Origin of the sequence: Amycolatopsis echigonensis (assembly GCF_002846615.1) — a bacterium.
In the GTDB taxonomy this organism is placed as follows: domain Bacteria; phylum Actinomycetota; class Actinomycetes; order Mycobacteriales; family Pseudonocardiaceae; genus Amycolatopsis; species Amycolatopsis echigonensis.
The window spans coordinates 771,547-793,540 of the sequence record NZ_PJMY01000003.1; the positions used below are offsets into that span (position 1 = coordinate 771,547).

The following is a 21,994-nucleotide window of genomic DNA, read 5'->3' on the forward strand; positions in this document are numbered from 1 at the left end:
CACACTCGGGCTTCGGGGTGCCCCACGCACACCCGCCTGCAATGTCGCCGCCAGGCGACGAGCCGCCCCGCAGGAAGAAGCGAACCCCTAACAACTCGCGTACGTTCGATTACGTGCTGAACCGAATCGTCGACCGACTGCTCGGTCTTCCCGCCGCCGAAGGCCCGGCGATCGCCGCCAAGGGTCTCCGCATCCCGATGCCGGACGGCGCGCACCTCCTCGCCGACCGCTACACCCCGCCCGGCCTGACCTCCGGCCCGGTTGTCCTGATCCGCACCCCCTACGGCCGCACCGGCCCGCTCGCCAAGCTGTTCGGCGAAACCTTCGCGAGGCACGGACTGCAAACCGTCCTGCAAAGCACCCGCGGCACCTTCGGCTCCGAAGGCGAATTCCGCCCGTTCCACACCGAGCGCGAGGACGGGCTCGCGACCGCGGAATGGCTGCGCGCACAGCCCTGGTGCGACGGGCGGATCGCGATGGCGGGCGCGAGCTATCTCGGGCACACCCAATGGGCGGTCGGCCCGTACCTCGATCCTCCGCTGGAAGCCATGTGCCTCGGGATCACCGCGTCGGAATTCGTCAGCACGTTCTATCCGGGCGGGGTGCTCGCGGCGGACAACATGGTGTCCTGGTCGGCCATGATCGGGAAGCAGGAGGAGCGGTTCGCCGCGCTGCCGAATCCGCTGCAGAAGCGGCGCACGCGCAACGCGATGGCGTACCTGCCGATCGCGGGCGCGGACGTGGCGGCGATCGGCAAGCCGGTGCAGTTCCTGCAGGACGTCACGGAGCACGCGGACCCGGACGACGATTTCTGGCAGATGTCTGACCACAGCGCCGAAGTCGCGAAGCTCGAGGTGCCGGTCAGCATGGTCACCGGCTGGTACGACCTGTTCATCCGCGCGCAAATGCGGGACTTCCGCACGCTGCAGGACGCCGGACGGTCGCCGCGGATCACCGTCGGCCCGTGGTCGCACGGCGAACCGGCCAGCTTCCGCGTGCTGATCCAGGACCAGCTCGGCTTCCTGCGCGCGCACCTCGCCGACGACCGCACCCAGTTGCAGCGCTCTCCCGTGCGGATTTTCCTGCAGCAGGCGTCCGCCTGGCTCGATTTCGACCACTGGCCGCCCGCTTCCGAACCCACGCACGCACATCTGCGGCCGGTCGGCGGCCTCGGCGAAACGGTGCCCGGCGCGGCCTTGCCCACGTCGTTCACCTACGACCCGGCGGACCCGACCCCGGGCGTCGGCGGTCCGCTGCTGATGGGGAAGAACAAGCAGCGCGACAATTCCGCGGTCGAGGCACGCGACGACGTGCTGGTCTTCACCGGCGAACCGCTGGTGCACGACGTCGACGTGATCGGCGACGTGTCGGCCACCGTGTTCGTGCGGACCGAACTGCCCGACGCCGACGTGTACGTGCGGCTGTGCGATGTCGACCCCAACGGCATCTCGCGCAACGTCACCGACGGAATTCTGCGGCTGCGTCCCGGCGTGCCCGAGGCCGACGCCGACGGCGTCGTGCGGGCCGACGTGGAACTCGACCCGACCGCGTACCGCTTCCGTCGCGGGCACCGGTTGCGCGTTCAGGTCGCGGGCGGCGCGTTTCCGCGGTTCGCGCGCAATCACGGTACGGGAGAACGGGTTTCGTCCGCGGTGCGCGGCACGCCGAACCGGTTCGAGGTGTTCCACGACGAGACCCGGCCGTCGCGGGTCACGCTGCCGGTCTTTACCCGGTGACCGCGCGCTGATGCGTCGTCAGCCTGCCGTCGTCGTGCAGCACGTGCAGCAGAAGCGACGGCGGGGTGCCGAAGTCCAGCGGCCCGCCCTCGTCCCAGCCGCGGCCCGCGCCGGGTTCCACCGGCAGCAGTGATCCGGACACGACCCCCGGCGCGATCCGCACCGGCACGCCCGCGAACTCCGTCGCCGCGCCAGTGTGCACGTGTCCGCACAGCAGCGCCGCCACGCCGGGATGCCGCTTCAGCACGGCGGCAAGCCGGTCTTCGCCGGTCTGGCGGATCGCGTCCACCAGCGGCACCCCGACGTCGAGCGGCGGGTGGTGGAACGCGACGAGCGATGGACCGTCATGGCTGGCGAGCGTGTCGTCCAGCCAGGCGAGCGTCTCGTCCGCGAGGTATCCCGCGCCCTTGCCGGGGATCGTCGAATCGCACGACACGAGCAGCACGCCGGCCACCTTGGTCGCGGTGTTCACCGGGGCGTCGCCAGCCGGTTCTCCCAGCAGCGCCTCACGAAACCGCGCGCGGACGTCGTGGTTGCCGGGGCAGACCACCACCGGCACCGGAAGGTCCAGCAGTTCGGCCGCGCGACGGTATTCCTCGGGCAGGCCGTGATCGGCGATGTCGCCGGTGGCGAAGACGGCGTCGACCGGTTCTTGGAGGTTGCGCAGGTACCGCGTCACCGCGGCGGCCCGTGCGTCGGCGCGCTCGCTGCCGTCGAGGTGGATGTCGGAGAGATGCGCGAAAACCCGCACCGGATCAGCTCCCTTTCAAGTACGCCAACGCTTTCACCCAGTTCTGGACAAGCAGCGCGGACGCACGGGGCAGGTCGCCCGCCCGCAGCGCCGCCGCGATCTCGCGGTGTTCGGCCACGCTCTCCGCCGCGCGGTCCCGCCCGCCGAAGTATGCCGTCTCGTAGCGTTTGAGCAACGGCTTTGTCTGCTCGATCAAGCGCAGCAGATGCGGGTTGTCGCAGCGGGACGTGAGCAGCGCGTGCCAACGGTCGTCGGCCGCGGACGGGTCGGCGGAATCGGCTGTCTCGTCGGAAATCCGGTCGAGCGCGTCCGGGAGCGAGGCGAGTTCGAGCGGCGACGTCCACCGCAGCGCGAGCGCTTCCAGTTCGGCGACCAGCGGGTACAGCCGGCGCGCCTCCTGCGGATCGAACGGCGCGACGAGGAACCCCCGCCCCGGCGCGGCGACGAGCAGCCCGCGATCGGCCAGACCGATGAGCGCCTCGCGCAGCGGCGTCCGGGAAACACCCAACTCGCTGGCCAGATGGACCTCGTTGACGCGGGTGTCCGCGGGAAGCCGTCCGTCGAGCACGCGCGCGGTGATCTCTTCGAGAAGTTCGCCGCGCATGAGTCTCTTGCCCATGGCGGCGAGTATTGCACACAGTTTACTCGTACTGTATTCAGTTCATATGGCCAGCACTTTCGATGTCGACCGCGCCAGGCGCGAAACGCCCGGGTGCGTCGGAGTCGCGCACTTCAACAACGCCGGCTCCGCTCTCCCGTCTGCCCGTGTCACCGACACCGTGATCGACTACCTGCGCACAGAATCCCTGCTCGGCGGCTATGAAGCGGCCGAACAGGCCAAGGACCGCATCGACGGCGTGTACGCCTCGGTCGCGCGCCTGCTCAACGCCGCGCCGGACGACATCGCGCTCAGCGACAACGCGACTCGCTCGTGGCAGGCGATCTTCTACGCGCTCCCGTTCGGACCGGGCGACCGGATCCTCACCGCGAGCGCCGAATACGCCAGCAACGCCATCGCCTACCTCCAGATCGCGCGCCGGACCGGAGCGACCGTGGAGGTCGTGGACAACGACGAAACCGGCCAGCTCGACGTCGACGACCTGCGCCGCCGGATCGACTCCGACGTCAAGCTCATCGCGGTGACCCACGTGCCGACGCAAGGCGGCCTGGTGAACCCGGCCGAGGAAATCGGCGCCGTCGCGCGCGAGGCGGACATCCCGTTCCTGCTGGACGCGTGCCAGTCGGCCGGTCAGCTGGACCTCGACGTCGAACGCATCGGCTGCGACGCCCTGACGTCCACCGGCAGGAAGTACCTGCGCGGCCCCCGCGGCACCGGCTTCCTGTACGTGCACCCGCGACTGCGCGACCGCCTCGAACCGGCGATGCTCGACCTGCACTCGGCGACGTGGACCTCCCCCACCGAGTACGTCGTCGACCCGACCGCGAAGCGGTTCGAGGTATGGGAACGCGATTTCGCCGCCGTCCTCGGTCTCGGCGCGGCAGTGGACTACGCGATGGAATGGGGCCTGCCCGCGATCGAAGAACGAGTCGCCGCCCTGGCCGCGACGCTGCGCTCCCGCCTGGCCGACGTGGACCGGGTCACCGTGCACGACGCGGGCGCGCGCAAGTGCGGTCTCGTGACGTTCAGCGTCGACGGACTGCCCGCGGAGGAGATCAAGAACCGGCTGAACGCGGCCAAGATCAACACGAGCGTCACGCACGCGTCGTCGGCACAGTACGACTTCACCGCACGCCGCCTGCCGGACCTGGTGCGCGCGTCGGTGCACTACTACAACACCGACAAGGAAATCGACCGGCTGACCGGCGAGGTAGCCGCGCTCGCGCGGTGAGGGCGGCGAACGGAGATCACCCGTTTGACGCAGTATCCAGGACCGCCGAAGCCGCCTCTTGTCTCGCGTACACCCGCGGAGAGCGCCGCGGCCGGGCCTGTCGAGGGGGCAGGCCCGACGGGGCCGGCGGGGGAAACGAGAAGGCCCCCTGGGCCGGGATTGGGGGACCCGGCCCAGGGGCTTTCTCTTGCGTTCGGGGACTTCCTGGCGAGCCCAGAGCCGCCACCGCCCCGGAACGGCGTGAAAAACAACAAACCCCATCCAGTGAAGACTTCACCGGATGGGGTTTGCCGGATCGAGCACGGTGGGCGCAGCAGGGATCGAACCTGCGACCGCTCGGGTGTAAACCGAGTGCTCTCCCGCTGAGCTATGCGCCCGCGCGCCGGAGCAGGACCGAAACCCCGCCCCGGCGGACGAAACAATCAGGCGGTCAGTTCCTCGACGGCCTTCTTCCACCCCGCCTGGTCGCGCGCCTCGCCCGGCGCGTTGACCTCGGCGAAGCGGACCACGCCTTCGGTGTCGATCAGGAAGGTGCCGCGGACGGCGAGCCCTGCCTGGTCGTTGAAGACGCCGTACTTCTGCGCCACCTCGCCGTGCGGCCAGAAGTCCGACAGCAGCGGGAACTGGTAGCCCTCGTGCTCGGCCCACGCCTTGAGCGAGAACGGGGTGTCGACCGAGACGCCGAGGACCTGGACGCCCTTGCCGTCGTAGTCGCCGAACTCGTCGCGCAGCTGGCACAGCTCGCCGGTGCAGATCCCGCTGAAGGCGAACGGGTAGAACACCAGCAGAACCGGCTTGTCGCCCTTGAACTGCGACAGCGTGACCGGCTGCTTGTTGTAGTCGTTGAGCGTGAAGTCAGGGGCCTGCGAACCGACCTCGACGGCCATACCGGCGATTCCTCTCCAGAGCGGACACGAGCGTGCCCGCCCACCCTATCGCGGCCTCAGCGCTGCTTGGCCTTCGAGGACTTCGGCGACACCAGCCGGGTGCCCAGCCAGCCCGGGCCCACGCTGATGTTCGCCGTCTGGGCGAGCCCGACCTGCGGCACCGCCTCGGCGATGTCGCTGGGCTCGACGTGCCCGGGCTGCCCGGTCTTCGGGGTCAGCACCCAGATCACGCCGTTCTCGTCCAGCGGGCCTCGCGCGTCGACCAGCGCGTCCCCGAGGTCTCCGTCGTTGTCGCGCCACCACAGCAGCACGACGTCGATGACCTCCTGCGCGTCTTCGTCGAGGAGCTCACCGCCGATCGTTTCCTCGATCGCCGCGCGGACGTCGTCGTCGACGTCATCGTCCCAGCCGATCTCCTGGACCACCATGTCCGGCTTGATGCCAAGGCTCTCGGCGACGCCGGCAGTGCCTGCGTCTCCCGCGGCGACCACTGCTTCCACTCCTCCAACTACGACGGAGCGCGGCGGTAGGTCCGCCGCACTCGGATACACGGTTGTCGAACAGCGAACACTGACGCGGCGCTGCGCGCAACCGTCCACACCGGATCTTTGGCAAGTCGTGTCTGCAGCGTAGGGGCCCGCCGCGGCATCGCCCGACTCCGGGTGGCACTCAGTACCCCACCACTGCGGAGCCCTCCCGGGGAGCCTCCTTTAGGGTGGAGGAGAGAAAACGCGCGCGCGATACACCGTGCGCGGGGAGTGGCGACACTCGGGCGGCCGATGTTACCGGGCAGTACAGGTGACGGGAACCCCAACCGGGACGACCATGGACGTCGGCGAGCACTCCCGCCCACCAGCTACAACGGCTACAACCAGCTACAAGGAGACCCCTTGGCCCCGCAGAACGACGGCGCCTCCGGCAAGGAGACCCCGGCTCGCGTACGCGTCATCCGTGACGGACTCGCGGCGCACCTTCCCGACATCGACCCGGAAGAGACCAGCGAATGGCTGGACTCCTTCGACGAGGCGCTGGCGCGAGGGGGCCAGCAGCGGGCCAGGTACCTGATGCTGCGCATCCTCGAGCGCGCCCGGGAGCGCAACGTCGGCGTCCCGGCGCTCACGTCGACCGACTACGTGAACACGATCCCCACCGAGAACGAACCGTGGTTCCCGGGCGACGAGGAGATCGAGCGCCGCTACCGCCGCTACATCCGCTGGAACGCGGCGATCATGGTGCACCGCGCGCAGCGGCCCGGCGTCGGCGTCGGCGGCCACATCTCCACCTACGCCTCGTCGGCGGCGCTGTACGAGGTCGGCTTCAACCACTTCTTCCGCGGCAAGGACCACTCCGGCGGCGGCGACCAGGTCTTCTTCCAGGGCCACGCCTCCCCCGGCATGTACGCCCGCGCGTTCCTCGAGGGCCGCCTCACCGAGCAGCAGCTCGACGGGTTCCGGCAGGAGTACAGCCACGCGGGCGCGGGCGGCGGCCTGCCGTCGTACCCGCACCCGCGGCTGATGCCGGAGTTCTGGGAGAACCCGACGGTGTCGATGGGCCTCGGCCCGATGAACGCGATCTACCAGGCGCGGTTCAACCGCTACCTGCGCGACCGCGGCATCAAGGACACCTCCGACCAGCACGTCTGGGCGTTCCTCGGCGACGGCGAGATGGACGAGGCCGAATCGCGCGGCCTGATCCACGTGGCCGCGGGCGAGGGCCTGGACAACCTGACCTTCGTGATCAACTGCAACCTGCAGCGGCTCGACGGCCCGGTGCGCGGCAACGGCAAGATCATCCAGGAACTCGAGGCGTACTTCCGCGGCGCGGGCTGGAACGTGATCAAGGTCATCTGGGGCCGCGAGTGGGACTCGCTGCTGCACGCCGACCGCGACGGCGCGCTGGTCAACCTGATGAACGTCACGCCGGACGGCGACTACCAGACGTACAAGGCCAACGACGGCGCCTTCGTCCGGGAGCACTTCTTCGGCCGCGACCCGCGGACGAAGGACCTGGTCAAGGACCTCACCGACCAGGAGATCTGGAACCTCAAGCGCGGCGGCCACGACTACCGCAAGGTGTACGCGGCGTACAAGGCGGCCATGGAGCACTCCGGCCAGCCGACGGTGATCCTGGCGCACACGATCAAGGGCTACGGCCTCGGCCCGGCGTTCGAGGGCCGCAACGCCACGCACCAGATGAAGAAGCTCACCCTCGACGACCTGAAGCTGTTCCGCGACACCCAGCGGATCCCGATCAGCGACGAGGAGCTCGAGCGCGACCCGAAGCTGCCGCCGTACTACCACCCGGGCCCGGACTCGCCGGAGATCGAGTACATGCGCGGCCGCCGCAAGGCGCTGGGCGGGTACCTGCCGGAACGCCGCCCGAAGGCCGCCAAGGCGCTCGTGCTGCCCGGCGACAAGGTCTACGAGGGCGTCCGCAAGGGCTCGGGCAAGCAGGAGGTCGCCACCACGATGGCGATCGTCCGGCTCATCCGCGAGCTCGCGAAGGACTCGGAGATCGGCAGGCGGATCGTCCCGATCATCCCGGACGAGGCGCGCACCTTCGGCCTCGACTCGATGTTCCCGACCGCCAAGATCTACAACCCGCACGGCCAGACCTACACCTCGGTCGACGCGAGCCTGATGCTGGCGTACAAGGAGTCCGAGAAGGGCCAGCTGCTGCACGAGGGCATCAACGAGGCGGGTTCCACCGCGTCGTTCACCGCCGTCGGCACGTCGTACGCGACGCACGGCGAGCCGATGATCCCGATCTACATCTTCTACTCGATGTTCGGGTTCCAGCGCACCGGCGACGGCCTGTACGCCGCGGCGGACCAGATGGCCCGCGGTTTCGTGCTCGGAGCCACCGCCGGCCGCACCACGCTGACCGGCGAGGGCCTGCAGCACGCGGACGGGCACTCGCTGCTGCTGGCGGCGACCAACCCGGCCGTGGTGGCCTACGACCCGGCTTACTCGTTCGAGATCGCGCACATCGTCAAGGACGGCCTGCGCCGGATGTACGGCGAGACCGGCCCGGACGGCAACGGCGAGAACATCTTCTACTACATCACCATCTACAACGAGCCCTACCAGCAGCCGGCCGAGCCGGAGAACCTGGACGTCGACGGCGTGCTCAAGGGCCTCTACCGGTACGCCGACGCGCCCGGCGGCGACGGCCCGGAAGTGCAGGTGCTGGTCTCCGGCGTCACGATGCCGGACGCGCTCAAGGCGCAGAAGATGCTGGCCGAGGAGTGGGGCGTGCGGGCCGCGGTGTGGTCGGCCACGTCGTGGGGCGAACTGCGCCGCGAAGCGGTCGAGATCGACCACGACAACCTGCTGCACCCGGACGAGACGCCCCGGATTCCGTACGTCACGCAGAAGCTGTCGGAGGTTTCCGGCCCGGTCGTGGCGGTCTCGGACTGGATGCGCGCGGTGCCGGACATGATCCGCCCGTGGGTGCCCACCGACATGCTCACGCTCGGCACCGACGGGTTCGGCTTCTCCGACACCCGCCCGGCCGCGCGGCGCAAGTTCCTGGTGGACGCCGAGTCGATCACCGTCGGCGCGCTGTCCGCGCTCGCCAAGCGCGGCGAGTTCGACCAGGCGAAGGTCGCCGAGGCGGCGCGCCGCTACCGGCTCGACGACGTGGCGGCCGCGGGGCCGCAGACGTCCGACTCCGGAAACGCGTGAGCGGAGCCTGACCGCGTCGCCCTGACCGGGTGAAGGTCGCGAGAGGCCCCTCCGGGACGGACACTGTCCCGGAGGGGCCTCTACTTTAAGCTAGACATCGGATGTATCCCGGATGCCTGACGAAAGGTGGTCGAGCGTGACCCAGCGTCGCCTGCCCCGGCCCAGCGAGCTCAAAGAGATCCTGCGGCCGAAGCCGATCGTGCTCAACCCGACTGACCGGCGCCTGGCCGGCGCGCACACGATCGCCGACCTGCGGATGATCGCGCGCAAGCGCACCCCGCGCGCGGCGTTCGACTACACCGACGGCGCCGCCGAGCTCGAGGACAGCCTGCGCCGTGCCCGGCAGGCCTACCGCCGCGTGGAATTCCAGCCCAACGTGCTGCGCGGAGTGTCCGATGTGGACACCAGCAGGGAGATCCTCGGGAAGCGCTCGGCGCTGCCGTTCGCGTTCGCGCCCACCGGGTTCACGCGGATGATGCAGACCGAGGGCGAACGCGCGGTGGCCCGCGTGGCGCAGCGCAACAACATGCCGATGGCGCTGTCGACGATGGGCACCACGTCGATCGAGGACCTCGCGGCGGCCGCACCGGACGCGCGCAAATGGTTCCAGCTATACGTGTGGCGCGACCACGGCGCGGGCGAAGATCTGATGAATCGCGCCTGGGAGAGCGGCTACGACACGCTCCTGCTGACCGTCGACACCCCGGTCGCGGGCCAGCGGCTGCGCGACGTCCGCAACGGGCTCACCATCCCGCCCGCGATCACGCTGAAGACCTTCGTGGACGGCGCGATGCACCCGGCGTGGTGGTTCAACATGCTGACCACGGAGCCGCTGAACTTCGCGTCGCTCAACCGGTTCGGCGGCACCGTCGCGGAACTGCTGGACAAGCTGTTCGACCCGACGCTGAACTTCGACGACCTCGACTGGGTGCGCCAGACCTGGCCGGGGAAGCTGGTGGTCAAGGGTGTGCAGAACGTCGACGACGCGCGCGACGTGGTGAAACACGGCGCGGACGCGGTGCTGCTGTCGAACCACGGCGGCCGCCAGCTCGACCGCGCTCCGACGCCGATCGAACTGCTGCCCGCGGCACTGGACCAGATCCAGGACAGCGCCGAGGTTTGGGTCGACACCGGCATCCTGTCCGGCGGCGACATCGTGGCCGCGCTCGCCCGCGGCGCGAACGCGGTGCTGATCGGCCGCGCGTTCCTGTACGGCCTGATGGCCGGCGGCGAGCGCGGCGTGCAGCGCTGCGTGGACATCCTGCGCACCGAGATGATCCGCACGATGCAGCTGCTCGGGGTCCGGCGGGTGGACGACCTTCGTCCCACGCACGCGACGCTCCGCTGAACCCCAGCCCGTGAGGGACTCCTTGCGGGAATCTGATTCCGCCAAGGAGTCCTTCACGGACTTTCCGGCCCGGCTGGCACAGTCGGCGTAATCCGGTATCCAGTGACGGACATCACGTCTCCTGCCTTCGGATCGTCCGAGGGAGAAGGCCATGTCCGTTCCGCTGAACCGCCGCGAGCTGGCGATGCTGCGCGCGATCGCCGCCGGTCGAGCCGAACTCACCCGCAGCTGCGAACCGGACCTGAGGGTCGACGGCCTGCCGTGCTGCGACCAGACGACCGCGCACGCCCTCGTCCGGGAAGGCCTGGTCCGCCCGGTGTCCGCGCCGGGCGGCACGGTCGGGCAGTGGACGCGGGCCGAGCTGACGCCGGACGGCCGACTCGCGCTCGGCGCCTGACCTCAGCGCGCCGCGGCGACGGCCTTCTCGCCGGCCACCGCGGTGCGCGCCGAGCGGTTCCAGCTGATCCAGCCGTGGATCACGAGTGCGGCGAAGACGATGTAGATGGCGGCCGAGAAGTACAGGCCGGAGCTGATCTGCAGCGGCACGCCGATCGCGTCGACCACCAGCCACACGCCCCAGAACTCCACGAGCCCGACGCCCTGCGCGGTGAACGCGACGAGTGTCCCGACGAAAATCGCGGCATCCGGCCAGGGTGCCCACGAGGCGTTGAGCGCCTGCAGGGTCAGCGCCATCGCGACCGTGCCCAGCCCGAACGCGCCGAGCATCGCGGCCCGCTCGGTCCAGCGGCCCTTGCGCACGGCGACGCCGTACACCGGGTCGGTCCGGCGATTCCAGGCCCACCAGCCGTAAAGCGAGATGAGCAGGATCGCGACCTGCCGTCCGGCGAGGCCGCCGAGGTGCGCGGACGCGTAAACGGCGAAGAGCAGGACGGTCGCGCCGACCTGCACCGGCCAGGTCCACAGCGTCCGCCGCTGCGCGAGGAACACGACCGCGAGCGCGAACACCTGCCCCGCCAGCTCGGCAATCGAGATCCACTGCCCGAACACGGTCACGCCGTGGTGCAACAGGAAGTCCACGTCGGCACCCCTTCCGATCTACGCCTCCCAACATGCAACACGGAGCCGCCATTCCCGTGCCGATGTGAGACTGCGGACAGTCCCGCGGAGTGGACGCCGAGGCCGGACCTGGCAACGGCCCGGAGCCGGACGCCAGGTGGCTGGCCCGGCCTTTCCGTTGCCGGGCTGACGCGAATGAATCAAGGTCGCGGACAGGCCGAGGGGCCGCGCTGCCGAAGCAACGCGGCCCCTTGCTCAACCCCGATCCGCGGATCGGGGAAAGGCCGTCAGCGAAGCGACCGACCGGGTCCGACCCCGGTCAGCAGCACGGCCCGGGCGCCAGCGAGTGCCCGCGGATCAGCCCGCGGACGTCGCCAGTTCGCCCTCCCTGCCGGTACCGGCTCAGCGCTCCACGCGCCCGAAGCCGGCCGGCGGGGTCGGCGGCTCCGGCGGGCGTCCGCCGTCCGCGGGCATCTGGCGGGTCTGCTCGCCGGGCTGCGGAAGGCTGCCCGACTGCGACTGCGGGTAGCTCGCCGTCCGGGTCTGCCCGGCGTGCGCGTGCTGCCCGCTCACCTGGCCCGGCTCCCGCGAACCGGGGGCCGAGCCCGAGCCCGAACCAAGCTGGCCCTGCAGGTTCGACAGCCAGCCGTCCCACCGTTGCTGGGCCGGTTTGATCAGGCCGCCGCCGAAGCCGACCACGATCACGCCGCCCGCGGTCGCCAGCGCCGCGATCAGCAGCGGGCCGGTCACCGTCGTCGCGATGTTCACCTGGCCGAGCGCCGCGATGATGCCGAACGCCATCACCAGCCAGTACGCGACCGTGCTGAGCAGCCGTCCGGCCGGCCGGCCCGACAGCGCGCCCGCGACGACGTCCCGCACGACCTTCGCGATCGCCGCGGCCACGATGATCAGCACCACCGCGACCAGGATCCTCGGCAGGAACGCGATGATGTCGTTCAGCAGCTGGCTCACCGGGTTCGACTGCCCGAACACCCCGAACGCCAGCTGCAGCGCGATCAGCAGAATGAAGTAGTAGACGAGTTTCACGAGCACGGCGGTGGCGTCGAGATTCGCGCCCTTCACCATTCCGGTCAGCCCGGTCTTCTCGACCATCCTCGTGAAACCGAGCTTTCCGAGAACAAGCCCGACGGCTTTGGAGACGGCTTTCGCGATCAGCCAGCCGATCAAGAGGATGATCAGAAAACCCACGAGTTTCGGGACGAACGTGGCCACCAGATTCCAGGCCTGTCCGAGTCCGTCCTTGAGTTGTTCACCCACGCTGGCTCCCTTCGCCGCGGTTCGACGTGGATTCCGGCACCGTCCTGTCGCACCGGGTCGCAGGACAGGTACCCACTGGGCCCGGGTGCTGTGCACCACGATCGAGTGAGACGACTGGCGCGGGAAGATCAATGGCCGCCATACTTGTCGTACCGGTGGGGACCGGGGAGACGAGGCCGCTCGGCGCAGCGAAAACCGCAAGCGCCGAGCGGCCTCGAACATTTCCCGCTCTTTATCGCCGCGCGGAGGCGCTTCCGAGACGAATAGGGTTCGGGTTTTCTCCGCCGTTCATCTGGCCTTCATGTTCGGCCGATTGGCGAGCTGTCGACGGATGTGCGCGCCGACCTGGGCGTGGCGGCGGAGATCTCCGGACGGGAATCCTCGCGAGGCGCGATCTGTACGGAGCGAATTCGCGTTGCCCGACCACCCTCGGCGGCGAATTGCGCTGATCTTCCGCGCGCCTGCCGGATAACGGCGACACGGCAATAGCACCCCGGACGAGAGTCCGGGTGAACGGCATTAACCGATGCTCGGCGGACGATCGGCACAGCGGGCTCGCGAGGGCGGCGTTCACGCAACTCACCCATTGCCGCTAACCCACCTGGGTTAGGGCCTCCGCCGCGCCGGTCCCTCACACGTTCGGCGCGCCCACCGAGAGTAGAGGCTTTCGGCACCTCTCCACACCAACGGCGGGCCGCGGCATCGCGCCGCGGCCCGCCGTCCGGAACTCCGCGGTCAGGCCGCGCTCAGCGCGTCCCGCAGCTTCACCTTCGCGCCGGTGCGCATCACCGCGTTGCGGTAGATCCGCGCGGCCAGCCAGATCAGCGCCGGGATGAGCGCCACGACCAGGCCGATCGACAGCACCGCCTCCCACACCGGCACGCCGCCCATCGCCAGCCGCATCGGCATCATCGTCGGCGCGAAGACCGGGATCAGCGACAGCACCTCGGCCAGCGGGCTCGCCGGATTCGACGGCAGGATCGAAATCCCCACCACGTACCCGGCGATCACGAACATCAGCGCGGGCATCGTCGCGCCGCCCACGTCCTCCTGCCGCGACACCAGCGCGCCGAGAGCGGCGAACACGATCGAATACATGAAGAACCCGAGCAGGTACCAGACGATCAGCCAGAGCACCGTGCCGATCGCCGCGTTCGCCGAGATCGTCAGCACCCCGAACCCGAGCCCGGCCGCCACGCCCGCCACGCCGATCGCCAGCATCTGGATCAGCCCTACGGTCCCGATGCCGAGCACCTTCCCGGCCATCAGCTGCCACGGTTTGATCGTCGACAGGAGCAGTTCGACCACGCGCGACGTCTTCTCCTCGACGACGCCCTGCGCGACGCTCTGCCCGTTGAGCATCAGCGACAGATAAATCAGGATGCCCGCGATGATGCCGAGCACGAGCTGCTGCCCGTTGTAGTCGTACGGTTTCTCGAGCGGCGGCAGTTCGTCGATCGTCGCCGAAGCGGTCGCCTGGCGCACCTTCGCCGGATCGCCGCCGAGAGACTCGATCTGCTGGTTGAGCGCCAGCTGCCCCTCGAGCACGGTGAACGTGTTCTTCAGCTTCGCGTCCAAGGTCTTCTTCACCTGGACGTGGACCCGTTTCGCGTCCTGCACCAGCAGTGCGTCGATGGAGCCGTCCCGCAGCTTCGCCTGGCCCGTCTTCTCGTCCGGCACCTGCTGCGTCGCGACGGTCTGGCCGATCGACTTGCCCGTCGCGGTCAGCGGCGCGGCCAGCTGCGAGGCGGCCGGCACGTAGCCGACCGTCGCGTCGGCGCTCCCGCCGCCGTTGAAGAACTTGAAGATCAGCGCCAGCGCGACGACGATGATCACCATCACGAGCGTCGTGACGCGGTAGGCCTTGGAATTGACGCGCGTGCTGATCTCCCGCCCGGCCACGAGGCCGACCGCGGACAGCGGGCTCATCTGGACGTCGGACCCGGTCATGCCGCCGCCTCCTGGTGCTCGGACACGACGGAACGGAACAGTTCGGTCAGGGACGGCAGTTTCCGGGCGAATTCCCGCACCGGTCCGGTCGCCAGCGCGGCGCGCAGCACCGCCTGGTCGTCCGCGCCGTCGGCCAGTTCCAGTTCGGTCACCGCTCCCCTCCGGCCCACGACGGTCACGCCGGACAGCGCGGCCGCCCAGTTTTCGGGCGCCTCCGGGGCGTCCACGAGCAGCCGGGTCGTCCCGCCCGCGCGCAGTTCCGCCACCGTGCCGCACGCTTCCATCCGTCCACTCCGGACAATCCCGATCCGGTCGCACAGCCGCTCCACCAAATCCAGCTGGTGGCTCGAAAACACGACCGGAACGCCCTCGGCCGCCTTTTCCTTCAGCACGTCGCTCATCACGTCGACGGCGACCGGGTCCAGTCCGGAAAACGGTTCGTCCAGCACGAGAATCCGCGGTTCGTGCACCAGCGCGGCGGCCAGCTGCACCCGCTGCTGGTTGCCGAGGCTGAGCTTCTGCACCTCGTCGTCGCGGCGCGCGGCCACGCCGAGGCGTTCGGTCCACCGCTCGCTCGACGCCTTCGCCTCGGCGGCGGGCATTCCGTGCAGCCGGGCCAGATACGTGAGCTGGTCGCCGACCTTCATTTTCGGGTACAGCCCGCGCTCCTCGGGCATGTAGCCGATCTGCCGGCGCGTTTCGTGCGTGATCGGCTCGCCCGCGTACCGCACCTGCCCCGCGTCCGCGCTCAGCACGCCGAGCGCGATGCGCATCGTGGTCGTTTTGCCCGCCCCGTTGCTGCCGACGAATCCGAAAAGCTCCCCCGGCCGCACGTCGAACGTCATTCGCTCGAGCGCCACGACGGCGCCGTAGCGTTTGGAGATCCCGTCGATCTCCAGTCCGGGCTCTGGCATGGCCCGTCCCCCTGTTCTTTTTTCTCCGGGGTGATCCCCTACCACCCCACTGGGGATCCTAGGCACTTCGGCCAGGCGCCGCCCACCATCCGAGGTCGCCGCCGCGTCCGCCTAAAGTTGCGGGCCGCGGGCGGCACGTAGGATCGGACCCGACATGGCCGACACCACAGGACGCCCCGCGCCCAAGCACCACGGGCTGTCCGCGAAAACCCTGCGCAGCCTGGAGCACGCCTCCGGGCGGCTGGCGAGCGCGAGCGTCGCGGAAATGGAACGCCGCCTGGTCTGGTTCGCGCGGCTTCCCGCCGACCAGCGCGCCAGCGTCCTGCTGATCACGCAGACCGGAGCCAGCGGATTCGTCGCGTGGCTCCGGGATTCGAAGGAAGCGCTGCAGCTCACCACGGAAGCGTTCCGCGACGCCCCGACCGAAGTGTCGCGCTGGATCAGCCTGCGCCAGGCCGTCGCGATGGTGCGGCTCGCGATCGAGGTATTCGAAGAACAGCTGCCGGAATTCGCCGCTTCGGAAGCCGAACGCGCGGCCTTGATCGAAGGAATTCTGCGCTACGGCAGGGAAATCGCTTTCGCCGCGGCCAATTCCTATGCCGCCGCGGCGGAAGCGCGCGGTGCGTGGGACGCCCGGCTCGAAGCGCTCGTGGTCGACGGAATCGTCCGCGGGGATGCCGAAGAGTCCGTCCTGTCGCGTGCCGCCGCGCTCGGCTGGGACCCGGCCGCCGCGGCGACGGTGCTGGTGGGGAATCCGCCCTCGGACGACCCGCCGACGGTGGTTTTCGACGTCCGCGCCCGCGCCGCGCGCGTCGGACGTGCGGTGTTGCTGTCAGTGCAGGGCTCGCGGCTGGTGATCGTGATCGGCGGCCCGACCGAAGGCGGGCCGAAGGAACGCGAAATCCTCGCCCGGATGTCGACGGTCTTCGCCGAGGGCCCGGTCGTGGCCGGACCGACGATGCCGACGCTGGCCGAAGCCCACCACAGCGCGGCCGAGGCGTTGTCCGGACTGCGCGCGGTGGTCGGCTGGCCCAGCGCGCCGCGTCCGGTGCGGTCCGACGACCTGCTCCCCGAACGCGCGCTCTCCGGCGACCCGGGCGCGGAACGGCTGCTGGTCGATCGGGTGGCCCGGCCGCTGGAGGAGGCCGGAGCGGCCTTGCAACGCACCGTCGAGACCTATCTGGACACCGGCGGGGTGCTGGAACGCTGCGCGCAAACGCTCTTCGTGCACCCGAACACGGTCCGGTACCGGCTGCGCAAAGCCGCCGAACTCACCGGCCGCAACCCGACCGACGCCCGAGACGCGCTCGTGCTGCGGGTCGCGCTCACCGTCGGCAGGCTCGCCCGCGCCCGCGGCCTCTGGTAACCGCACTGACGCCGCAGTCGGGTTTTTCAGCGGGGTGCGGTGCTGGATGGAGGGAGCAGAGCCGCGTCTCCCTCCGCACCCGCGCTGCCAGGAAACCCATTCGCAGGGGGACGCATCCAAGGCGGCGTCCCCCCAATGTCGCGTTGGGGATCTCGCACAGCGGAGACGGCGTGGGGCATCCGCGCGCCCGAGGACGCCCCGAGTCCGGCGGAAGCGCCGCGAACCCGTCCCGCTCCCGGAGTCCCTCCGCGCCGAGGCGCGACGGAGCGTGGCAGGTGACAGACTTCACGGCAAGCGCTGGTTGAATCCCACAAGGCGGATGGGTTAAGGGCTGGGTTCTCCGGCCGGTCTTTGGAGGTTTCCTCCAATAACGCCGCACGGACTTGGTGACCGCCCGCATCTGAAGCACCGACCCCTCCCGTGGTCTCATAGACACTGTGACAGTTGCAGTCCTCTCCCCCGGTCAGGGTTCGCAAGCCCCCGGCATGCTCGCTCCGTGGCTCGAGCTCGACGGCGCCCGCGCGCCCGTCGAAGAATGGTCCGCCCGCTCCGGGCTCGACCTGATCCGGCTCGGCACGGAAGCCGACGCCGAGGAGATCCAGGACACCGCTGTCGCGCAGCCGCTGATCGTCGCGCTGTCCCTGCTGTCCTTCGAGCACCTGCCGGTTCCCGCCGACGCGCCGGTCGCCGGCCACTCCGTCGGCGAACTGGCCGCGGCCGCGATCGCCGGCGTGCTCACCCCCGCCGACGCCGTCGCGCTCGCCGCGGTCCGCGGCGCGGAGATGGCCAAGGCCTGCGCGCTCGAACCGACGTCGATGGCCGCGGTGATGCTCGGCGATCCCGAGGAAGTCACCGCGTGGCTGGAAGGCCAGGGCCTCGCCGCCGCGAACCGCAACGGCGCCGGGCAGATCGTCGCCTCCGGATCCGCCGCCGCGATCGAGCGGATCATCGCCGAGCCGATGGAGGGCACGAAGATCCGTGCGCTCAAGGTCGCCGGCGCCTTCCACACGCCCTACATGGCCCCCGCGGAAGACGCCCTGCGCGAGCACGCCGCCGGTCTCTCCCCGGCCGACCCGACGCGCCCGCTGCTGTCCAACGCCGACGGTCAGGTCGTCACGAGCGGCGCGGAGTACCTGCGCAGGCTCGTCGCCCAGGTGACCCGCCCGGTCCGCTGGGACCTCACCATGGACGGACTCGTCTCGCTCGGCGTGGACCGCACCGTCGAACTGGCGCCCGCGGGCACCCTGACCGGACTGGTCAAGCGGCAGCTCAAAGGCGTCGTCACCACTACCACCGCGCTGAAGTCGCCCGCCGAGCTGGCGGCGCTGCGCGAGGAGGACGCCCAGTGACCGCCCGCCCCACCCTGCGCCTCGCCCAGGGCGCCCCCGCCGCCCGGATCCTCGGCTTCGGCAGCCACCAGCCGGACCGGATCGTCACGAACGACGACCTGTCGCAGGTCATGGACACCAACGACCAGTGGATCCGCGACCGTGTCGGCATCATCGAGCGGCGGTTCGGCGAGAAGGACGACGTGCTGGTCGACTACGCCGTCGCCGCCGGAGCCAACGCGCTCGCCGACGCGGGCGTCGACGCGTCCGAAGTGGACACCGTCATCGTCCCCAACTGCACCATGCCGTCCCAGATCCCGAACGCGGCCGGACAGATCGCCGCGCGGATCGGCGCCCCGAGCCCCGGAGCTTTCGACCTCAACGCCGCGTGCGCCGGGTTCTGCTACGGCCTCGGCGTCGCCTCCGACCTCGTGCGCGCGGGCTCGGCGAAGAAGGTCCTCGTGATCGGCGCGGAGAAGCTCACCGACGTCGTCGACCCGACCGACCGCGCGAACGCGATCATCTTCGCCGACGGCGCGGGGGCCGCGGTGGTCGGCGGCTCCGACGAACCGGGCATCGGCCCGGTGGTGTGGGGCAGCGCCGGCGACCTCGTCGACCTGATCTACATGCGCGACAACCAGTGGATCTACCAGGAGGGCCAGTCGGTCTTCCGCTGGGCGACCACGCAGATCGCGCCGATCGCACTGCGCGCGCTGGAGGCCGCCGGGCTGCAACCGTCCGATGTGGACGTGCTGGCGCCGCACCAGGCGAACCTCCGGATCGTCGAATCGATCGCCAAGAAACTGCGCGCCAAGGGGGCGCGCGAGGACATGGTGGTGGCCGACGACATCAAGTACTCGGGCAACACCTCGTCCGCTTCGATCCCGATGGCGCTGGACCACATGCGCAAGGCGGGGACGGCGAAAAGCGGCGACGTGGTGCTGGCGGTCGGCTTCGGAGCCGGGCTTTCCTATGCCGCGCAGGCGTTCGTCCTGCCCTGAGCGATACTTCCCCCGCGGGCGCCGTGCCCGCGAGCGGACCCGCAAGAACCGAGAAGGGAACAACACCGATGGCTGACAACACTGAGATCCTCGCCGGCCTCGCCGAGATCGTCGAAGAGGTCGCCGGCGTGGCTCAGGACGACGTCACCGCCGAGAAGTCGTTCGTGGACGACCTGGACATCGACTCGCTGTCGATGGTCGAGATCGCCGTGCAGGCCGAGGACAAGTTCGGCGTCAAGATCCCGGACGACGAGCTGGCCAACCTCAAGACCGTCGGCGACGCGGTGAACTACGTGTCCGCCAACTCGAAGTAAGTCCTCTTCGTACCCGGGCCCCGGTCCGGAGCCGACCTTGGGGAGACTCCCATGAGCAACATCGACGTCGTGATCACCGGCATGGGCGCGACCACGCCGCTCGGCGGTGACGTCGCGTCCACCTGGGACGGTCTGCTGGCCGGCCGCAGCGGGATCCGCACGATCGAGGCGGACTGGGCGGCGGAGCTGGACCTGCCGGTGCGGATCGCGGCGCAGCTCGCCGTCGAGCCGACCGACATCCTGCCCCGCGTGCAGGCCCGCCGGCTCGACCGGTGCGAGCAGGTGGCGCTCATCGCCGCCCGCCAGGCCTGGGCCGACGCCGGGTTCGCCGAGCAGACCGACGAGCACACGGACGTCGAGCCGGAACGTCTCGGCGTTTCGATCGGCACCGGGGTCGGCGGGCCGGTGACCCTGCTGACCCAGAACGATCTGTTGCACAAGCAGGGTCTTCGCAAGGTGTCGCCGCTGACGGTGCCGATGCTGATGCCGAACGGCCCGGCCGCGCACGTGGGCATCGACCTGAAGGCGCGGGCCGGGGTGCATTCGCCGGCGTCGGCGTGCGCTTCCGGGGCCGAGGGCATCGCGAACGGCTTCGAGATGATCCGGTCCGGACGGGCCGACGTGGTCGTCGCGGGCGGTTCCGAGGCGTGCATCCACCCGATCACCGTCGCCGGATTCGCCCAGGCGCGCACGGTGTCGACGCGCAACGACGACCCCGCGGCGGCGTCGCGTCCCTTCGACGTCAGCCGGGACGGTTTCGTGCTCGGCGAGGGCTCCGGCGTCGTCGTGCTCGAGCGGGCCGACCGAGCGAAGGCCCGCGGCGCGCGGATCTACGCGAAGCTGGCCGGCTACGGCCTGACGTCCGACGCTTACCACATCACGGGCAACCACCCGGAGGGCATCGGGCAGATCGCGGCGATGCGCGCGGCGATGGCGATGGCCGGGCTGTCCCCGTCGGACGTCGGCCACGTGAACGCGCACGCGACGTCCACTGTGGTCGGCGACATCGGCGAGGCGGCCGCGATCCGGTCGGCGATCGGCGAGCACCCGGTGGTCACCGCGCCGAAGGGCGCGCTCGGCCACCTCGTCGGCGGTGCCGGAGCGGTCGAGGGCATCGCGACGATCCTCTCGGTGTACGAGGGCATCGTGCCCGCGACGCTGAACCTCACCGAACTGGACCCGAAGGTGCAGCTCGACGTCGTGGCCGGGGAGAACCGCAAGGTCGAACTCGCCGCGGCGCTGTCCAACTCGTTCGGGTTCGGCGGGCACAACACCGCGCTGCTGTTCACGCCGGCGAACTGAGTCCTGATTCCGGGAAGGGCCCCGCGGGAATTCCGCGGGGGCCCTTCCTGGTTTCGCTGGGTTCTAGCCGGTCAGCACACGTCGTGTTCGGTGGCGGTGCCGTCGACGGTGTCGATCCGGTACGAGCCGTGCTCGAATTTCATCGGCAGTACCAGCCGCCAGCGGATGCACTCGTGCGGGAAGTCGACCGGGGCTTCGTTCAGAGACTGGGTGCTGGTGAAGCCGACCAGCGCGCGCAGCGAGCCCTGCGCGCCCGGTTCGATCCGGTACAGCCGGATGCTGCCGTCCTTCGTGGACTGGAAGTTGCGGTGCCAGTCCGCCTCCGGCGTCTTGGCGCGGCGCGCGTCGCTGACCGTCTCCGCCCAGGCGTCGTAGTCCTTCGCGTTGAGCGCCTTGAAATAAGCCTGCAGCACCGACCGGACGGCCTCGTCCTGCGGATGGTTCGCGGCGTCGGCGGTGACCTCGACGCGGTCCGGTCCGGGTTTCTCGCCTGAAGCGTCGCTGGTCGTGACCGGCGGCGCGATGACTTCCCCGTCGGCCGGCTGCGGGGCGTCGGGGCGGCGGTACAGCTCGCGGGCGAGCAGACCCCCGGCCACGGTGATGGACAGCACCACCACGAGCACGGGGATCAACCACCGCTGACGGGAGGGCGGGGCCGGAGGAACGCTCACCCGGACGAGGGTACCGCTCGTGGTCACCCGACCTGGTGCAGCCAGGTGACCGGGGCGCCGTCGCCCGCGTGCCGGTACGGCTCGAGCGCCTCGTCCCAGGCGGCGGCGAGGAGTTCGTCCAGTTTGTGCGCGAGGGTTTCGCCGCCGCGGGTCATGCTGACGAGCGCGCGCAGCTGGTCCTCGCCCACGACGATGTCGCCGTTCGCGCTGGTGCGGCCGTGCCAGAGCCCGAGGCCGGGCGCGAAACAGAACCGCTCGCCGTCGACGCCCGCGCTGGGTTCCTCGGTGATTTCGAAGCGCACCATCGGCCACGCCTTGAGCGCGCTGGCGAGTTTGCCCGCGGTTCCCGCGGGCGCGCTCCAGCTGCATTCGGCCCGGAGCTGTCCGGGACTGGCCGGCTGAGCCGTCCACTTCAGCTCGACTCGGGCGCCAAGGGTGCCCGAAATAGCCCACTCGACGTGCGGACATACCGCAGACGGCGACGAGTGGACGTACACCACGCCTCGGGTGCTGCCACGGGTGCTCACTGCTGACCTCCGCTTGTTCGACGAGGGACGTCTTCCCCTACGACCTCTCGAACCCTGCGCAGGTTGCG

20 protein-coding genes and 1 tRNA gene are annotated in these 21,994 nt (G+C 70.1%); 10 read left to right on the plus strand and 11 right to left on the minus strand.

The features are described from left to right. The first annotated feature begins 113 nt into the window (after positions 1–113). Positions 114–1,736: a CocE/NonD family hydrolase gene (locus ATK30_RS08065; RefSeq protein WP_101435033.1), complete on the plus strand. Its 1,623-nt coding sequence runs from the start codon at positions 114–116 to the stop codon at positions 1,734–1,736. Here the strand turns inward: ATK30_RS08065 and ATK30_RS08070 are convergent. Then, positions 1,726–2,487, minus strand: coding sequence for a metallophosphoesterase (locus ATK30_RS08070; protein WP_101435034.1), 762 nt, complete (start codon positions 2,485–2,487; stop codon positions 1,726–1,728). The two genes, ATK30_RS08065 and ATK30_RS08070, sit on opposite strands and share 11 nt — an antisense overlap. Before the next feature lie 4 nt (positions 2,488–2,491). Next, complete coding sequence (locus tag ATK30_RS08075; protein ID WP_101435035.1) at positions 2,492–3,106, minus strand: GntR family transcriptional regulator; 615 nt, start codon at positions 3,104–3,106, stop codon at positions 2,492–2,494. Positions 3,107–3,152: 46 nt separating this feature from the next. On the opposite strand from ATK30_RS08075, the gene ATK30_RS08080 reads away from it, so the two are divergent. Beyond that, a complete protein-coding gene (locus ATK30_RS08080) occupies positions 3,153–4,337 on the plus strand; it encodes an aminotransferase class V-fold PLP-dependent enzyme (RefSeq protein ID WP_101435036.1) in 1,185 nt (394 codons plus the stop codon). Positions 4,338–4,642: 305 nt separating this feature from the next. On the opposite strand, the gene ATK30_RS08085 is transcribed toward ATK30_RS08080, so the two are convergent. From ATK30_RS08085 to ATK30_RS08095, 3 genes are all read right to left on the minus strand, one after another. After that, positions 4,643–4,714, minus strand: a tRNA-Val gene (locus tag ATK30_RS08085). Positions 4,715–4,759: 45 nt separating this feature from the next. Next, a complete protein-coding gene (locus tag ATK30_RS08090; RefSeq protein ID WP_101435037.1) occupies positions 4,760–5,224 on the minus strand; it encodes a peroxiredoxin in 465 nt (154 codons plus the stop codon). A gap of 56 nt (positions 5,225–5,280) precedes the next feature. After that, the gene (locus ATK30_RS08095; RefSeq protein WP_101435038.1) at positions 5,281–5,715 is read right to left on the minus strand and encodes a DUF3052 domain-containing protein; all 435 of its coding nucleotides are present in this window, start codon (positions 5,713–5,715) and stop codon (positions 5,281–5,283) included. Positions 5,716–6,114: 399 nt separating this feature from the next. On the opposite strand from ATK30_RS08095, the gene aceE reads away from it, so the two are divergent. The 3 genes from aceE to ATK30_RS08110 all read left to right on the plus strand — a co-directional run bounded on the left by aceE (position 6,115) and on the right by ATK30_RS08110 (position 10,655). Further along, positions 6,115–8,910, plus strand: a complete 2,796-nt coding sequence (gene aceE, locus ATK30_RS08100) for a pyruvate dehydrogenase (acetyl-transferring), homodimeric type (protein ID WP_101435039.1) — start codon at positions 6,115–6,117, stop codon at positions 8,908–8,910. A 136-nt stretch (positions 8,911–9,046) separates the two neighbouring features. Beyond that, positions 9,047–10,258, plus strand: a complete 1,212-nt coding sequence (locus tag ATK30_RS08105) for an alpha-hydroxy acid oxidase (RefSeq protein ID WP_101435040.1) — start codon at positions 9,047–9,049, stop codon at positions 10,256–10,258. Positions 10,259–10,409: 151 nt separating this feature from the next. Then, entirely contained in the window at positions 10,410–10,655 is a 246-nt protein-coding gene (locus tag ATK30_RS08110) for a hypothetical protein (protein ID WP_101435041.1), read from the plus strand. 2 nt (positions 10,656–10,657) lie between these two features. Here ATK30_RS08110 and ATK30_RS08115 read toward each other — a convergent pair whose 3' ends face one another. The 4 genes from ATK30_RS08115 to ATK30_RS08130 form a co-directional block, all read right to left on the minus strand. Beyond that, entirely contained in the window at positions 10,658–11,296 is a 639-nt protein-coding gene (locus ATK30_RS08115) for a nicotinamide mononucleotide transporter family protein (RefSeq protein WP_101435042.1), read from the minus strand. A gap of 381 nt (positions 11,297–11,677) precedes the next feature. Further along, on the minus strand, positions 11,678–12,553 hold the full coding sequence (locus ATK30_RS08120; protein WP_244194552.1) for a mechanosensitive ion channel family protein: 876 nt from the start codon (positions 12,551–12,553) through the stop codon (positions 11,678–11,680). Positions 12,554–13,288: 735 nt separating this feature from the next. After that, on the minus strand, positions 13,289–14,503 hold the full coding sequence (locus tag ATK30_RS08125) for an ABC transporter permease (protein WP_101435043.1): 1,215 nt from the start codon (positions 14,501–14,503) through the stop codon (positions 13,289–13,291). Next, on the minus strand, positions 14,500–15,417 hold the full coding sequence (locus tag ATK30_RS08130; protein ID WP_101435044.1) for an ABC transporter ATP-binding protein: 918 nt from the start codon (positions 15,415–15,417) through the stop codon (positions 14,500–14,502). Before ATK30_RS08130 ends, ATK30_RS08125 begins: the two co-directional genes overlap by 4 nt. 154 nt (positions 15,418–15,571) lie before the next feature. Here ATK30_RS08130 and ATK30_RS08135 point away from each other — a divergent pair, with 154 nt between their 5' ends. The 5 genes from ATK30_RS08135 to ATK30_RS08155 all read left to right on the plus strand — a co-directional run bounded on the left by ATK30_RS08135 (position 15,572) and on the right by ATK30_RS08155 (position 20,728). Then, positions 15,572–16,783 (plus strand): PucR family transcriptional regulator, encoded by a 1,212-nt coding sequence (locus ATK30_RS08135; RefSeq protein WP_101435045.1) that lies wholly within the window; start codon positions 15,572–15,574, stop codon positions 16,781–16,783. A gap of 437 nt (positions 16,784–17,220) precedes the next feature. Next, positions 17,221–18,132 carry an acyltransferase domain-containing protein gene (locus ATK30_RS08140; RefSeq protein ID WP_101435046.1) on the plus strand — a complete coding sequence of 304 codons (912 nt, stop codon included), beginning with the start codon at positions 17,221–17,223 and terminating at the stop codon, positions 18,130–18,132. Further along, the gene (locus ATK30_RS08145; RefSeq protein ID WP_101435047.1) at positions 18,129–19,112 is read left to right on the plus strand and encodes a beta-ketoacyl-ACP synthase III; all 984 of its coding nucleotides are present in this window, start codon (positions 18,129–18,131) and stop codon (positions 19,110–19,112) included. Before ATK30_RS08140 ends, ATK30_RS08145 begins: the two co-directional genes overlap by 4 nt. 68 nt (positions 19,113–19,180) lie before the next feature. After that, positions 19,181–19,426, plus strand: a complete 246-nt coding sequence (locus ATK30_RS08150) for an acyl carrier protein (RefSeq protein WP_037820481.1) — start codon at positions 19,181–19,183, stop codon at positions 19,424–19,426. Between the two features lie 51 nt (positions 19,427–19,477). Next, on the plus strand, positions 19,478–20,728 hold the full coding sequence (locus tag ATK30_RS08155) for a beta-ketoacyl-[acyl-carrier-protein] synthase family protein (RefSeq protein WP_101435048.1): 1,251 nt from the start codon (positions 19,478–19,480) through the stop codon (positions 20,726–20,728). A gap of 71 nt (positions 20,729–20,799) precedes the next feature. Here ATK30_RS08155 and ATK30_RS08160 read toward each other — a convergent pair whose 3' ends face one another. Both ATK30_RS08160 and ATK30_RS08165 read right to left on the minus strand, forming a co-directional pair. Beyond that, complete coding sequence (locus ATK30_RS08160; RefSeq protein ID WP_167441856.1) at positions 20,800–21,399, minus strand: hypothetical protein; 600 nt, start codon at positions 21,397–21,399, stop codon at positions 20,800–20,802. A 23-nt stretch (positions 21,400–21,422) separates the two neighbouring features. Beyond that, a complete protein-coding gene (locus ATK30_RS08165) occupies positions 21,423–21,926 on the minus strand; it encodes a DUF3145 domain-containing protein (RefSeq protein ID WP_101435050.1) in 504 nt (167 codons plus the stop codon). Positions 21,927–21,994 lie beyond the last annotated feature (68 nt).